The 14,698-nt window shown below is 71.1% G+C and carries 10 protein-coding genes; 3 read left to right on the top strand and 7 right to left on the bottom strand.

The window, feature by feature from the left end:
• The 3 genes from WA640_RS06945 to nrdR all read right to left on the bottom strand — a co-directional run bounded on the left by WA640_RS06945 (position 1) and on the right by nrdR (position 5,564).
• On the bottom strand, positions 1 to 2,025 hold the full coding sequence (locus tag WA640_RS06945) for a serine/threonine protein kinase (protein WP_335986831.1): 2,025 nt from the start codon (positions 2,023 to 2,025) through the stop codon (positions 1 to 3).
• A 166-nt stretch (positions 2,026 to 2,191) separates the two neighbouring features.
• Positions 2,192 to 5,038, bottom strand: a complete 2,847-nt coding sequence (locus tag WA640_RS06940) for a vitamin B12-dependent ribonucleotide reductase (protein ID WP_335986830.1) — start codon at positions 5,036 to 5,038, stop codon at positions 2,192 to 2,194.
• A gap of 61 nt (positions 5,039 to 5,099) precedes the next feature.
• Positions 5,100 to 5,564, bottom strand: coding sequence for a transcriptional regulator NrdR (nrdR, locus tag WA640_RS06935; RefSeq protein ID WP_106364896.1), 465 nt, complete (start codon positions 5,562 to 5,564; stop codon positions 5,100 to 5,102).
• A 412-nt stretch (positions 5,565 to 5,976) separates the two neighbouring features.
• Here nrdR and lexA point away from each other — a divergent pair, with 412 nt between their 5' ends.
• Positions 5,977 to 6,633, top strand: coding sequence for a transcriptional repressor LexA (lexA, locus tag WA640_RS06930; protein ID WP_197717131.1), 657 nt, complete (start codon positions 5,977 to 5,979; stop codon positions 6,631 to 6,633).
• Positions 6,634 to 6,677: 44 nt separating this feature from the next.
• On the opposite strand, the gene WA640_RS06925 is transcribed toward lexA, so the two are convergent.
• Both WA640_RS06925 and hflX read right to left on the bottom strand, forming a co-directional pair.
• Complete coding sequence (locus tag WA640_RS06925) at positions 6,678 to 8,396, bottom strand: hypothetical protein (RefSeq protein WP_335986825.1); 1,719 nt, start codon at positions 8,394 to 8,396, stop codon at positions 6,678 to 6,680.
• A 71-nt stretch (positions 8,397 to 8,467) separates the two neighbouring features.
• The gene (hflX, locus tag WA640_RS06920) at positions 8,468 to 9,892 is read right to left on the bottom strand and encodes a GTPase HflX (protein WP_335986823.1); all 1,425 of its coding nucleotides are present in this window, start codon (positions 9,890 to 9,892) and stop codon (positions 8,468 to 8,470) included.
• 197 nt (positions 9,893 to 10,089) lie between these two features.
• Between hflX and WA640_RS06915 the strand changes: the two genes are divergently transcribed.
• Positions 10,090 to 11,478, top strand: a complete 1,389-nt coding sequence (locus WA640_RS06915) for an NAD-dependent malic enzyme (protein WP_106364899.1) — start codon at positions 10,090 to 10,092, stop codon at positions 11,476 to 11,478.
• Positions 11,479 to 11,639: 161 nt separating this feature from the next.
• On the opposite strand, the gene dapF is transcribed toward WA640_RS06915, so the two are convergent.
• Positions 11,640 to 12,422 (bottom strand): diaminopimelate epimerase, encoded by a 783-nt coding sequence (gene dapF / locus WA640_RS06910; RefSeq protein ID WP_442904708.1) that lies wholly within the window; start codon positions 12,420 to 12,422, stop codon positions 11,640 to 11,642.
• A gap of 50 nt (positions 12,423 to 12,472) precedes the next feature.
• Here dapF and WA640_RS06905 point away from each other — a divergent pair, with 50 nt between their 5' ends.
• Positions 12,473 to 13,573, top strand: coding sequence for a nicotinate-nucleotide--dimethylbenzimidazole phosphoribosyltransferase (locus WA640_RS06905; protein WP_335986818.1), 1,101 nt, complete (start codon positions 12,473 to 12,475; stop codon positions 13,571 to 13,573).
• A gap of 54 nt (positions 13,574 to 13,627) precedes the next feature.
• Here the strand turns inward: WA640_RS06905 and WA640_RS06900 are convergent, their stop codons facing one another.
• Positions 13,628 to 14,584 carry a bile acid:sodium symporter family protein gene (locus WA640_RS06900; protein WP_335986816.1) on the bottom strand — a complete coding sequence of 319 codons (957 nt, stop codon included), beginning with the start codon at positions 14,582 to 14,584 and terminating at the stop codon, positions 13,628 to 13,630.
• Between the last annotated feature and the right edge of the window lie 114 nt (positions 14,585 to 14,698).

Genomic DNA, 14,698 nt, shown 5'->3' with positions numbered 1-14,698 from the left:
CTAGGCCGGCGCGTACACCGCCGCCGTGAACTCCACCTTCATCCAGGCCGAGGAGTCCTCCGGCACCACCGACGTGACGTCGGCGACCACGATCTGGAGCTTGTCGGTGTACATGCACAGGCTCATGCCCTCGGTCAGCGGCGCCGCGCCCGGGTCCCACGGGTCGATCGTCCAGTACAGCTCCGGGTACGACCCGTCGATCTCCGCCCAGCAGTCCTCCGGGGTCACCGAGGCGTCGAAGAACGTCCCCGAGATCCCCGTGGGCGTGTACAGGTAGCTGGTCAGACCCGTGTTCGTCGAGTAGTCGATGTCGCACGGGTTCAGGACCAGGTCCGTGTAGGACGCCGCCGCGTCGTCGGTGAGGTACTCGACGTAGATCGAGCCGGTCGTGGTGATGTCGTCGAAGTCGACCATCGCGTACTCGCAGGTCGAGTTCTCGTCGAACGTCGTCGTCAGCGTGATCGGGTAGTCGGAGTAGACCTCCGTCCACCCGCCCGAGGCGGCCGTGGTCTCCTCGTCCGGCTCGGACGTCTCGGGGTCGTCGGGGTCCGAGGTCTCCGGGTCGTCGGGGTCGTTCTGCGAGATCGCCCCGGTCGGGTCGTCGTCGCCCCCCGGGTCGTCCCCGTCGCCGTTGAGGAACCACACCAGGCCCCCGATGAGCGCGATCGCGAGGATCGCCGCGATCACCGTGACGCCCACGGCCGTCGCGTTCGACTTCTGCGGCTGCCCGAACGGCGGCGGCGCCCCGTACGCCGGCGGCTGGCCCGGGTACTGCGGCGGCCCGAACTGCCCCGCCTGCTGCGCAGCGGTGTACTGCGGGGCCGTCTGCTGCGGCGCCGTGTACTGCATCGTCGGCTGCCCGGCCGGGTACTGGCCCGGCGAGACCTGCCCGGGCGCGTAGCCCGGCGCCGGGGACTGCGGGGGCGCCGAGTAGGACCCCGGCTGCGCGTACGGCACCGAGGTCACCGGCGAGGCGGGCGGCGCGGACATCGGGAACGCCGTGCTCGGCGCCGGGGGCTCGCCGCCGGGCACCGCGCCCGGGTACGGCGAGTCGAACACCGACGTCGGCGCGTTCGGCGTCGGCGGCGGGCCCGTCGGGGCGGCGCTGTCGACGAGCGTCGAGGGCACGCCCGAGTCCCCCAGGAGGCTCGACAGCTCCCAGCGCTGGCGCTCCGCGAGGGCGTTCACCGCGTCCGGCCACGGGCGCGTAGAGGGCGCCACAGGGCCGATGAGCGACATCAGCTCCGCGGGCGTGGGGCGCGCGCCGGGGAGGCGGATGAGGCACCGCTCGGCGATCGCGCGCACGCGCGGCGACAGCGCCGACAGGTCCGGCTGCGACCGGACCACGTTGTTCAGCGTCTCCAGCGTCGAGGCGCCCGTGAACGGGCTCGTGCCGGTCGCGGCGAGCACCAGGACCGAGCCGAGCGAGAACACGTCCGAGGCGGCCGAGACCGTCCCGGACTCGGCCTGCTCGGGCGACATGAACCCGGGCGTGCCGATGACGCCGCCGGTCTTCGTCAGGTTCGTGTCGGTGATCCCGTCGGCGGCGCGCGCGATCCCGAAGTCGATCACCCGCGGTCCGTCCGCGGCCAGGATCACGTTGGCGGGCTTCAGGTCCCGGTGGACCATCCCGGCCTTGTGGATCGCGGCCAGCGCCGACGCGAGCCCCGCGGCGAGGCGCAGCACGGCCGCCTCCGGCAGCGGCCCGGACGACTCCACGACGTCCTTCAGGTTAGGGCCCAGCAGGAACTCGGAGGCGAGCCATGGGACCTGGTCGTCGGGCCCGGCGTCGAGCACCGAGGCCGTGTACGCGCCCGCGACCTGCTTCGAGGCGTCCACCTCGCGGCGGAACCTGGCCCGGAACTCCTCGTCCTGGATGAGCGCGGCCGCGATGAGCTTGACGGCCACGGGGCGGCCGTCGGGGGCGCTGGCGAGGAACACGCGGCCCATGGCGCCGCGGCCGAGTTCGGCGATGGTCCGGTAGGGACCGATCCGTTCGGGATCGCCGGGAGCCAAGGGCTGCATTGATGCCTCCGGGAAGCGAGGGGCGGGCGGTAACCACCATTCTATTGCCGTTGTGCCAGCGTGCGCTGGACGCGAGCGCGGGGGCCTATGGGACACAAGCGGATCAGACCACGCGAAAGGGGCCGCTCCGCGGGTGCGGAACGGCCCCTCTCACGTCAATCGATGCCTAGCTGCAACCGCTGGTGGCGCCGCAGCCCTCGCAGGCGTAGCACGAGCCGGCGGGGCGCATCTTCGTGCCGCAGTTCATGCACAGCGGCGCGTCGGCGCTGCGGGCCTGGGCCGAGGTGAGGATGTCCAGGCGCGAGGGCTTGGACTCGATCTGGACGCGCTCTGCCACTGCTTCCTCGATGGGGGCGGAGGCGCGGAGCGCGTCGAGGTCGACCTCGGGCTGCGAGACCTTGGCGGGGTCTTCGCCGTTGAGCTCGGCGGTGCGCTCGGCCGTGGTGAGGATGCCGATGGCGGCGCGCTCCTCGTACGGCAGGTAGTCCAGGGCCAGGCGGCGGAAGATGTAGTCGACCACCGAGGAGGCCATGCGGATGTCCGGGTCGTCGGTCATGCCGGCGGGCTCGAAGCGCATGTTGGTGAACTTCTCGACGTACTTCTCCAGCGGCACGCCGTACTGGAGGGCGATCGAGATGGACACCGACAGGGCGTCCATGACGCCCGCGAGGGTCGAGCCCTGCTTGGACATCTTGAGGAAGACCTCGCCGAGGCCGTCGTCGGGGTAGGACGAGGAGGTCATGTAGCCCTCCGCGCCGCCGACCGAGAACGAGATGGTCTGGCTCGGGCGCTTCTTGGGGAGCTTGCGGCGGACCGGGCCGTGCACGGCGATGGTCTCGACGGCCTGCTCCACGGCCTCCTCGACGGCCTTGTCGATCTCCTTCTTCTTCGCGGAGAGCGGCTGGCCGACCTTGCAGTTGTCGCGGTAGATCGCGAGGGCCTTGAGGCCGAGCTTCCAGCCCTGGAAGTAGACCTCCTCGATGTCCTCGACGGTGGCCGACTCGGGCAGGTTCACGGTCTTGGAGATCGCGCCCGACAGGAACGGCTGGACCGCGGCCATCATGAGCACGTGGCCCATCGGCGCGATGGCGCGCTCGCCCATGGCGCAGTCGAACACCGGGTAGTGCTCCTCGCGCAGGGCCGGGGCGCCGACGACGTGGCCGTGCTCGGCGACGTAGTCGACGATGGCCTGGCGGTCGTCCGCGTTGTAGCCGAGGCGGGTGAGCGCGCGCGGGATGGACTGGTTGACGATCTCCATGGAGCCGCCGCCGACGAGCTTCTTGTGCTTGACGAGGGCGAGGTCCGGCTCGATGCCGGTGGTGTCGGAGTCCATCATGAACGAGATGGTGCCGGTCGGCGCGAGCACGGAGGCCTGGGCGTTGCGCCAGCCGTTGACGGCGCCGATCTCGTTGCCCTTGGCCCACTCGGCCTTCGCGGCTTCGAGGACGGTGGCGTCGACGTCGCCGAACGTCTCGACCGCGTCGGCGGCCGCGGCGTGCTTGGCCATGACGCGCTGGTGCGGCTCGGCGTTGCGCTCGTACCCGGCGTAGGGGCCGACGGCTCCGGCGATCTCGGCGGAGCGGCGGTAGGACACGCCGGTCATGAGCGCGGTGATGGCGGCGGCCAGAGCGCGGCCCTCGTCGGAGTCGTAGGCGTAGCCCGAGGTCATGAGCAGGGCGCCCAGGTTCGAGTAGCCGATGCCGAGCTGGCGGTAGTCGCGGGTGGTCTCGCCGATCTTCTCGGTCGGGAAGTCCGCGAAGGAGATCGAGATCTCCATGGCGGTGATGACGAACTCGACGGCCTTGGTGAAGCGGTCGACGTCGAAGGAGCCGTCCTCGCCGAGGAACTTCATGAGGTTGAGGCTGGCGAGGTTGCACGAGGAGTCGTCGAGGCTCATGTACTCCGAGCACGGGTTGGACGCGTAGATGCGGTCCGTGTTCGGGTTGGTGTGCCAGTCGTTGATGATGTCGTCGTACTGGATGCCCGGGTCGGCGCACTCCCACGCGGCCTGGGCCATGCGGCGGAACACGGATCGGGCGTCGCGGCGCTCGATCTCGGCGCCGGTCTGGCGGGCGGTGAGGGCGTAGTCGGTGCCCTCCTCGACGGCCTTCATGAACACGTCGGAGACGCGCACGGAGTTGTTGGCGTTCTGGTACTGGACCGAGAACATGTCCTCGCCGCCGAGGTCGACGTCGAAGCCGGCGTCGCGCAGGGCCCGGATCTTGTCCTCCTCGCGGGCCTTGGTGTCGATGAACGCCTCGATGTCGGGGTGGTCGACGTCGAGGACGACCATCTTCGCGGCGCGGCGGGTGGCGCCGCCGGACTTGATGGTGCCCGCGGAGGCGTCGGCGCCGCGCATGAAGCTGATCGGGCCGGAGGCGTTGCCGCCGGAGGAGAGCAGCTCGGCGGAGGCGCGGATCTTGGAGAGGTTGACCCCGGCGCCGGAGCCGCCCTTGAAGATCATGCCCTCTTCCTTGTACCAGTCGAGGATCGACTCCATGGTGTCGTCCACGCTGAGGATGAAGCACGCGGAGACCTGCTGGGGCGCGGCGGTGCCGACGTTGAACCAGACCGGGGAGTTGAAGCTGAAGTACTGGTGGAGCAGGAGCCAGGTGAGCTCGTCGGCGAAGACCTGCGCGTCCTCCGCGGTCGCGAAGTAGCCGTGCTTCTCGCCCGCCACGTGGTAGGCGTGGACGACGCGGTCGATGACCTGCTTGAGGCCGGTCTCGCGCTGTGGGGTGCCGAGGGCGCCGCGGAAGTACTTGGAGGTGACGATCTGGGTGGCGTTCTGGCTCCAGAACTCCGGGAACTCGACGCCGCGCTGCTCGAAGTTGATCGAGCCGTCGCGCCAGTTCGTCATGACGACGTCGCGCTGCTCCCATTCGACCTCGTCGTACGGGTGGACGCCGGCGGTCGTGAAGACGCGCTCGACCGTGAGGCCCTTCTCCGCGGGCCCGGTGGTCTTCTTGGCGGTCCTGGTGGTCGTCGCTGCGGCCTTGGTGGTCTTCGGCATGTTCCTCGCCCCTGTCTGCTCATGCCTGGTCATGGGAATCGGATGTTCTGAGGGTGGTGCGCTAGCCGCCGTTGCGGGCGGCGTGCTCCTCGCGGAGCTGGGCTATGGCGGCCTCGAAGTCCTCCAGGGACTCGAAGTCCTGGTAGACGCTGGCGAAGCGCAGGTAGGCGACCTCGTCGAGCTGGCGGAGCGGCTTGAGGATCGCGAGGCCCACCTCGTGGGCGGGGACCTCGGCGGCGCCGGTCGAGCGGATCTCGTCCTCGACGGCCTGGGCCAGCTTCGCGACGTCGTCGGCGTCCACGGGACGGCCCTGGCAGGCCTTGAGGACGCCGCTGGCGACCTTGCCGCGGCTGAACGGCTCGGTGGCCCCTGAGCGCTTGACGACGGCGAGGATGGACTCCTCGACGGTGGTGAAGCGCTTCTCGCACTCCTGGCAGACCCGGCGGCGGCGGATGATCTTGCCGTCCTCCGCCTCGCGCGAATCGACCACGCGACTGTCGGGATGGCGACAGTAAGGGCATCGCATATCGCTAGTCTCCTTCTCACAACCATCGTCTCGCGGACCACCGACACCGTCGGAGCGACGCTGTCGGGCGGCCCGGCCGTCGCGCCGGGAGGGACAGTCTGCCCCCTCGCCATCCCGGCGGGTGCGGGAACCCCAACACCTAGTGAGAGACGATACAACACACCACAAGATCTAGTGCCAAGAATAGCGCAGAACGGCGACTCGCGAGCACTGGAGACCGGACACCCCGGGACATGCAGTCAACCAGGCCGCCGCGTATTATCGTTCACCCGTTCGGGTGAATACGCCCCGAAACACATTCCTACCAGCGCGGCGACACGCCGACGTCGCACGAATGTTTGACTAGAACCTGCACGTGAGTTACATTGTCGGAATCAGACATACCGTCCCATTTGTCTTACAGGAGCCTCCTGTGGCTAGCGAGACCACGACATCCCGGCCGAAAACGCGCAAGTTGACGCGTCGGCAGCAGCAAGTCCTCGAATACATCGAGGAGTTCATCAACAACAAGGGCTACCCCCCGAGCGTCCGCGAGATCGGTGCGGAGGTCGGACTCGCCTCGGCGTCGTCCGTCGCGTACCAGATGAAGCAGCTCGAACGGAAGGGCTACCTCAACCGCCTGGCCGGACGGCCGCGCGCGGTGGGGGTGCGCCAGTCCACGCCGGGCGGCGTCCAGACCTGCTCCCAGCACCCGCGGCCCCGGTACGTCCCGATGGTCGGCGAGATCGCCGCGGGGCAGCCGATCCTGGCCGAGGAGCGCGACTACGACGTCATGCCCCTGCCCGCGGAGTTCGTGGGCGAGGGCGTCCACTTCCTCCTGCGCGTCAAGGGCGACTCGATGACCGAGGCCGCGATCACCGACGGCGACTGGGTCGTGGTGCGCCAGCAGCCCGACGCGCTCAACGGCGAGATCGTGGCCGCGATGATCGACGGCGAGGCCACCGTGAAGACCTGGAAGCGCAAGAACGGCAAGCCGTGGCTGCTCCCGGCGAACGCCCTGTACGACCCCATCGACGCCTCGGAGGCCGAGATCCTCGGCCGCGTGGTCGCGGTGCTCCGCAAGATCTAGCGCGACGGCGGAATCAGTACTCGAACGCCAACTACATTGTGCGCCTAGCGGTTTCGACCGTAAGTCGTGCCGCTTTCAGGCGGGCCCCAGTAGCCGTCATCGGCGTCAGGGGTCCGTTCGGCGTTGCCGCCGCCGTAGACCCCGCCCTGCGGGCGCTGCTGCTGTTGCCGGCCGCCTCCGGCGCCGTACACGTTGCCGGTGGGCTCGCGCCGCGGCGGCTGCTGGCCCCCGCCGCCTCCGGCGCCGTAGACGTTCCCGGAGGGCTCCGGGCGGGCGGCGAAGGACTGGCCGGGCCCGGCGTTGTCGTAGACGCTGCCGTGGCCGCCGCCTTCGAACGCCCCGTACTGGGGCTCCTGGCGGCCGCCTTGCGGGGGGCGGCCCTGCGGCGGCTGGCCGCCTCCGCCGCCGTAGACGTTCCCGGACGGCTCCTGGCGGGCGCCGCCGCCGTAGACGCCGCCTTGCGGCTCGGGGCGGGCCTGCTGGCCGCCGCCGTAGACGTTGCCGCTCGGCTCCTGGCGGGCGCCGCCGTACACGTTGCCGCGGGCGACCTCCCCCAGGTCCGGGTCGGGCTGGCCGGAGTCGATCCCCAGGTCGACGGGGTCGTCGTCGGCGAGGAAGGACGACTCCCTGCGCCCGCGCGGGGGCTCCTCGGCGGCGAAGCCGAGCTCGTCGTCCTCGTCCTTGCCGTCGCCGTTCGCCTTGCGGTGCTTGCGGATCACCACGATGCCCAGGACCATGACGAGCATGCCGAGGATCGCGATGGCCGCGAGGATCTTCACGATCGTGCCGAAGCCCAGGTCCAGGATCCGGTCGACGAGGCTCTTGCCGTCGTCGCCGGAGGCGGGCGCGGCCTCGTCGTCGCCGCCGGAGGTCTCCTCCTCGGCGACCGGTGCGGCGGGCGCGTACTGGGTGACCGTGCCGAACGAGCCGTCGTTGTCCTCTGAGGCGAGGGTGATGAAGTTGCCGTCGGCGTCGTAGGTGAGGCCCTCGGCCTGGCCGGAGTCGGCGACCGGCGTCGCCACGGGCTCCCCGCCCAGGGCCGCGAGCACGTCACCGCCCTCGACGGTCCACTCGTAGACGTTGCCCTCGGTGCGCAGCGCGACCTTCGAGCCGTCGGCGTTCAGTGCGCCGCCGGAGACCGTGCCGCCGTCGGGGAGGGCGACCGTGCCGACCTCGTCGAGCGGGGTGTTCTCGGGCTGGTTGTCCCCGGAGGTCGAGTAGAGCGTGGCCTCGCCTGCGTCAGCGGTGACGAACAGCGGCTTCTTGCCCGGCAGGAGCAGGAACGTGCCGACGTCCTGGGGCCCGTCGGGGAAGACGTAGCGCCAGACCGCGCTGTTGGCGAGGTCGTTCAGGTCGAGCTGGTTCAGGGTCAGCCACTCGCGGTTGGCGCCGTCGCCGATGTCCCCGACCCACAGGAACTCGCCGCCGTCGTCGTCGAGGACCAGCGCCTGCGGGTCGCGGGGCTGGTGGTCGATCCACGCCTCGTCCGCGGGGCGCACGTTGCAGTCCGCGCCGGTCCGGTCCACCGACAGGGTCGCGTCCTGCTCGGTGCCGCCGGACACGATCCACCAGCCGTCGCCGTCAGCGGCGGCGGCGATGCCCGCGGGGGCCTGAGTGCCGTGGAGATTGCACAGCACCTCGCCGCCGGACTCTTCATCCTGGGCGAAGACGGGGGACGCGGCCGTGGCCAGGACCAGCACTCCGGCCGTCCCGGCGACGAGCCGCGCAGGCAGGGGCCGACGGCCCACACGGCGCTCTCGCATCACGCAAGTGTTCCAGAACACGCCATGTCAGCGCGGGGACCCCCATGAGACATGTTCAGGACCACTGCGATTCAGTCCTTTTCCAGGACGAACGCTCGCAATTCACCGGCCAGCCGGTCGTCAACACGGGCCGTGATGACCGTGCCGTCACCTCGGTGTTCAGTGGTGAGCACCTCGCCGCGCGACCGCAGCCGCGACACGAGATCGCCTCTGACGTAAGGGATGCAGACCGTCAGCTCCGTGTCCGGCTGCGGCAGCGCCTGCTCGATCGCGTCACGGAGCTTGTCGATCCCCTCACCCGAGTGCGCCGACACGAACACCGCGTCGGGCCAGTCCGAGCGCAGCTGGAGCATCGTGTCCGGGTCGACCAGGTCGAGCTTGTTGACCACGACCAGCTCCGGGATCTCCTCGGCGCCGACCTCGGCGAGCACCTCGCGGACCGCCTCGGCCTGGCCGAGCGGGTCCGGGTGCGAGCCGTCGATCACGTGGACCACCAGGTCCGACTCGGCGACCTCTTCGAGGGTCGAGCGGAACGCCTCCACGAGCTGGTGCGGCAGGTGCCGCACGAAGCCGACCGTGTCGGTCACCGTGTACTCCCGGCCCTCGGCCGTGCGCGAGCGCCGCGTCGACGTGTCGAGGGTCGCGAACAGGGCGTCCTGCACCAGGATGCCCGCGCCCGTGAGCGCGTTGAGCAGGCTCGACTTCCCGGCGTTCGTGTACCCGGCGATCGCCACGCCCGGCACCCGGTTGCGGGTGCGCGAATCGCGCTTCGTCTCGCGGGTGACCGTGAGCTTCGCGAGCTCCCGGCGCAGCTTCGCGACCTTCGCGCGGATGCGCCGCCGGTCGGTCTCCAGCTTCGTCTCACCGGGGCCGCGCAGGCCCACGCCGCCGTTGGAGCCGGCCCGGCCGCCCGCCTGGCGGCTCATCGCGTCGCCCCAGCCGCGCAGACGCGGCAGCAGGTACTGGAGCTGCGCCAGCTCGACCTGGGCCTTGCCCTCGGCGCTCTTCGCGTGCTGCGCGAAGATGTCGAGGATCAGCGCCGTGCGGTCGATGACCTTCACGTTCACGGCCTTCTCAAGGGCGATCAGCTGGCCCGGTGACAGCTCGCCGTCGGCGATCACGGTGTCGGCGCCCAGCGCCTCGATGGTGTCCTTCAGCTCCTTGACCTTGCCGGAGCCGATGAACGTGCCCGCGTCGGGCTTGGAGCGGCGCTGGATCAGGCCGTCGACGACCTCGGAGCCCGCGGTCTCCGCGAGCTGCGCGAGCTCGTCGAGGGAGTTCTCGGCGTCCTCGATGGTGCCCTCGGTCCAGACGCCCACCAGGACGACGCGCTCCAGGCGCAGCCGCCGGTACTCGGCGTCGGTGACGTCTTCGAGCTCCGTGGAGGCGACACCGGCGACGCGCCGCAGCGCCTGGCGCGCCTCCAGGTCCAGTTCGCCCGTCGAGGGGGCGTCGGAGGAGAAGTCTTCTCGGGTGTTCTCAAAAGGTTCGTGCATCACCACAAGCTTGACACGCGCCGCCCCCGGAGGCGAGCCGATATCGCGCACAGCGAACGGCGTCGATCCCTGCCGCTCCGGGGCGCTGTGGCGGGGCCCCGGCCCAGCGCAGGGCCCAGGCGGCGGCGTCCCGAACAGTGGCATCATTCAAGCATCCGGCAACTGGTCCACAACGAAGTGCACATCAAAGGAGCGGCATGAGCACTGCCCGTCTTCCCAGCGCAGGGTTCTCGATCACCGTCCGGCTGGCCCTCTCGGCCGACCCGGGCGCCGCGGGACGCCTCGCCACCGTCGTAGGCCAGGCCGGGGCCATCGTCACCGCACTCGACGTCGTCGGCTCCGACAACAAGCGGATGACCGTCGACCTCACCTGCGACACCTCCGACGCCTCGCACGCCGAGCAGGTCACGCACATCCTCGAATCCATGCCGGACTTCGACGTCAAGAAGGTCTCCGACCGCACCTTCCTCATGCACCTCGGCGGCAAGATCGAGGTCGCCCCCAAGGTGCCCCTGCGCAACCGCGACGACCTGTCCATGGCGTACACCCCCGGCGTCGCCCGCGTCTGCATGGCCATCGCCGAGAACCCCGACGACGCCCGCCGCCTCACCATCAAGCGCAACACCGTCGCCGTCGTCACCGACGGCTCCGCCGTCCTCGGCCTCGGCAACATCGGCCCCGCCGCCGCGATGCCCGTCATGGAGGGCAAGGCGGCCCTGTTCAAGAAGTTCGGCGACGTCGACGCCTGGCCGGTGTGCCTCGACACCCAGGACACCGACGAGATCGTCAACATCGTCGCCGCCCTCGCCCCCACCTACGGCGGCATCAACCTGGAGGACATCGCCGCCCCCCGCTGCTTCGAGATCGAGGCCCGCCTGCGCGAGCGCCTCGACATCCCCGTCTTCCACGACGACCAGCACGGCACCGCGATCGTCGTCCTCGCCGCCCTCACCAACGCCCTCCGCGTCGTCGGCAAGGAGTTCAAGGACGTGCGCGCCACCGTCGTCGGCTGCGGCGCCGCCGGGACCGCGATCATGCGGCTGCTGGAGAAGGCCGGCATCGGCGACATCATCCCCGTCGACCGCGACGGCGCCCTGCACTCCGGCATGGAGTGCGAGAACGAGACGTGGAAGTGGCTCGGCGAGCACTTCAACAAGGGCGACTACTCCGGGGACCTCTCCGGCGCGGTCGAGGGCTCCGACATCTTCATCGGCGTGAGCGCCCCGAACATCCTCAAGGGCTCCGACGTCGCGAAGATGGCGAAGGACCCGATCGTGTTCGCGCTGGCGAACCCGGACCCGGAGATCTCCCCCACCGAGGCGGCCCGGTACGCGGCGATCGTGGCGACCGGCCGGTCGGACCAGCCGAACCAGATCAACAACGTGCTCGCCTTCCCCGGCGTGTTCCGCGGGCTCCTCGACGCGCAGGCCCGCGACTGGAACGACGACGCCGCGCTCGCGGCGGCCACGGCCATCGCCGACTGCGTCGGCGAGGACAAGGTCAACGCGACCTACATCGTCCCGAGCGTCTTCGACCCGAACGTGGCCCCGGCGGTCGCGGCGGCGGTCAAGCGCGTGATGCGGTAGTCGGTCACCCGCCCGGGTGACACGACGACGATGAGGGCCGGTTTCTGTCGCACCCCCGCGGCAGAGTCGGCCCTATCCTCTTCCCCTGGGAGGGTGGGGGTTAGGGATGGAACTACTACTAGCCCGCCCACCCACGCCCTTCGGGCGGCGCGCGCCCGCCACTACAGCCGGAAGGCGCCCTCGGCGACGATCACGGCCGGGCCCGTCATGAACAGGGTGTCCGCGGTGACCTCGATCGTGAGGGTCCCGCCGGGGACGTCCACTCTGCACACGCCCGTGTCGAGCCCGGCGTGGCGCAGGGCGACCGCGCCGACGGCGCACGCGCCCGTGCCGCAGGAGGCGGTCTCGCCGACGCCGCGCTCGTGGACGCGCATGCGCACGTGCGGGGCGGTGCCGGTCACGAACTCGACGTTCACGCCGTCGGGGAACAGCGCCGCGTCGTAGCGCGGCTGGTGGAACAGCTCCAGGGCCTCCAGCTCGGCCTCGTCCCCGAGGTGGCACACCAGGTGCGGGTTCCCCATCGAGACGGCCTGGCCGGGCCACGTGAAGCCCTCCACCGACGCCTGCGAGACCGCGCCGAACTCGGCCGCGCCCATGTCGACGCGCAGCTCATCCCCCGCCACCGTCACGGTCTTGATCCCGGCGCGGGTCGCCACGGCGACCTCCGGGCCCTCCGCGAGGCCCTTGTCGAGGAGGTAGCGCACGAAGACGCGCACGCCGTTGCCGCACATCTCGGCGATCGAGCCGTCGGCGTTCCGGTAGTCCATGAACCACTCGGCGACCGGGTCCTCGGAGGGGACCACGCGCAGCAGGCCGTCGCCGCCGATGCCGAAGCGGCGGTCGCACAGCAGCGCGACCTGGGCGTCCTTCAGCGGCAGGGCGTCCTCGGGGTCGGGCACGATCACGAAGTCGTTGCCGGTGCCGTGCCCTTTGGCGAACTCGATGGTGGTCACTTGGCAATTGTGCCCCACCGCCCCCGCGCTAGCCTTGTGCCGTGACACAGACGACCGACGCCGGGCCCCTCGCCGAGCTGAAAGCGAAGTTCCCCAACGGGGTGTGGACGACCCGCGCGAACGCGCGGCTCCAGGACGCGCTCATCGAAGGGTCGGGCCTCGGCCGCCTCCAGGCCGCGGTCGGCTGGGCCGCCCGCATGCAGGCCACCGACGACCCCGAGCCGTTCACGGCGCCGCGGATGCTCCTGTTCGCGGGCGGGTACCCCGAGAACTGGGACGCCGGCGACTACGCGCCCGTCGACGAGCAGGCCGCGGCCCTCGAACGCGGCGAGGGCCCCCTCGCCGAGCAGGCCGCCCGCTCCGGGCTGCCGCTCACGGTCGTCCGCACCGGCGCCAGCGAGGGCCGCGAGGGACCGCTCCTCGACGACACGGAGCTGAACGAGGCGCTGCGCCTCGGCCGCGAGACCGCCGACCGCGCGATCGACGAAGGCGCCGACGTGCTCCTCATCTCCGGGCTCGGCGCGGGCGCGGTGACCGCGTCCGTCGCGGTCTGCTCGTTCATCGCGAAGGACGAGATCACCAACTTCCAGCCGCAGCTCCACGCCCCCGGCGGCTCGGTCTTCGACGCCGCGTGGATGGGCCGCGTCTCGGCCCTGCGCGACCACCTCGCGTTCAACCGCGGCTTCAAGCGCAGCCCGCAGGAGCTCATCGCGCGCCTCGGCGGCGCCCAGCTCGGCGCGATGGCCGCCGCGATCTTCACCGCGGCCACGCGTTCGACGGCGATGCTCGTCGACGGCCCGGCCGCGGTCGCCGCGGTCATGCTCGCCCGCGACTTCGGCCTGGCCGCCCCCAAGTGGTGCTACGCCCCGAACCGCTCCGCGCACCCGGTCGTCGTCAAGCTCGCCAAGCAGGCCGGCCTCGCCGACGACCTCGCGTTGGACCTCGACCTGCCCGACGGCACCGCGCTCCCGCTCGGCTGGGACCTGGTCCAGACGAGCCTGCGGATCTCCCGGTCGCTCCCCATGCCCGTCAAGGAGGAGCCGGAGCCCGAGCCGAACGAGCCGGTCGTCGGCGGCATCGGCCCTGTCCCGACGCCCGAGGCGAGCGAAGCGGCCCTTGAGGAAGGCGCCGAGAACTCCTAAGAGACGCATGCGAAACGGCCGCGCCCGTTCCCGGGCGGGGCCGTTTCCTTGCGCTCAGGACGCGGCGTCCTCGGGCACCGGCTCCGCATCGCGGGCCGGGCGGCGGGACCAGTACCCGGCCAGGAGCGAGCCGGAGATGTTGTGCCACACCGAGAACACCGCGGCGGGCAGGGCCGCCACGGGGTTGAAGTGCGCGGTCGCCAGCGCCGCGGCGAGCCCGGAGTTCTGCATGCCGACCTCGATGGAGACGGCGCGGCGGCTGGTGACCGGGAGGCGGCCGAGCTTCGCGAGGGCGTAGCCGAGGCCGAGGCCGAACCCGTTGTGGAGGACGACGGCGAGCAGCACAAGCGCGCCGACTTCGAGGAGGGCGTCGGCGCTGCCCGCGACGACGGCCATCACGACGAGGGTGATGCCGACGACCGACACGAGCGGCAGGGCGTCGATGACCTTCTCGACGAAGCGGGTCGCGAAGCGGCGCAGGAGGAGTCCGACGACGACCGGGACGAGCACGATCTGGAGGATCGAGACGAGGAGGGCCCCGGCGTCGACGGGCAGGAACTCCCCGGCGAGCCACAGCACCAGGACCGGGGTGAGGAGCGGCGCGAGGAGGGTGGAGACGGAGGTCATCGCCACCGACAGTGCGGTGTCCCCTTTGGACAGGTAGACCATGACGTTGGAGGCGGTGCCGCCGGGCGCGGCGCCGACGAGGATCATGCCGACGGCGAGCATCGGCTCCATGTCGAAGGCGCGGGCGAGGCCGTAGCCGACCAGGGGCATGACCAGGTACTGGGCGATGACGCCGAGGATCACGGGCCAAGGGCGGCGGCCGATGATCGTGAAGTCGGCGGGCCGCAGCGTCATGCCCATGCCGAGCATGATGATCATGAGCAGGTAGGTGACGATGCCGCCGAGCGGCGCGAAGGTGCCGGGCGTGGCGAAGGCGAGCGCGGCGGCGGCGAGGACGATGGCGGGCAGCCAGGTGCCGGTGAAGGCGCTGATGCGTTGGATCATCGGGGACCGTTTCTGTTGTGCGGGGGCGGCGCACGGTCCTCCGGTGGGGCGGGAGGGGCGGTCGGGCCGGGCCGGTCGCAGACACTCTACTCGAATGCCGCGTATCGGCCCGTT

The organism is Glycomyces sp. MUSA5-2 (assembly GCF_037034145.1).
GTDB classification, from domain to species: Bacteria; Actinomycetota; Actinomycetes; order Mycobacteriales; family Micromonosporaceae; genus Glycomyces; species Glycomyces artemisiae.
This window is presented reverse-complemented; position numbering and strand designations above follow the sequence as displayed.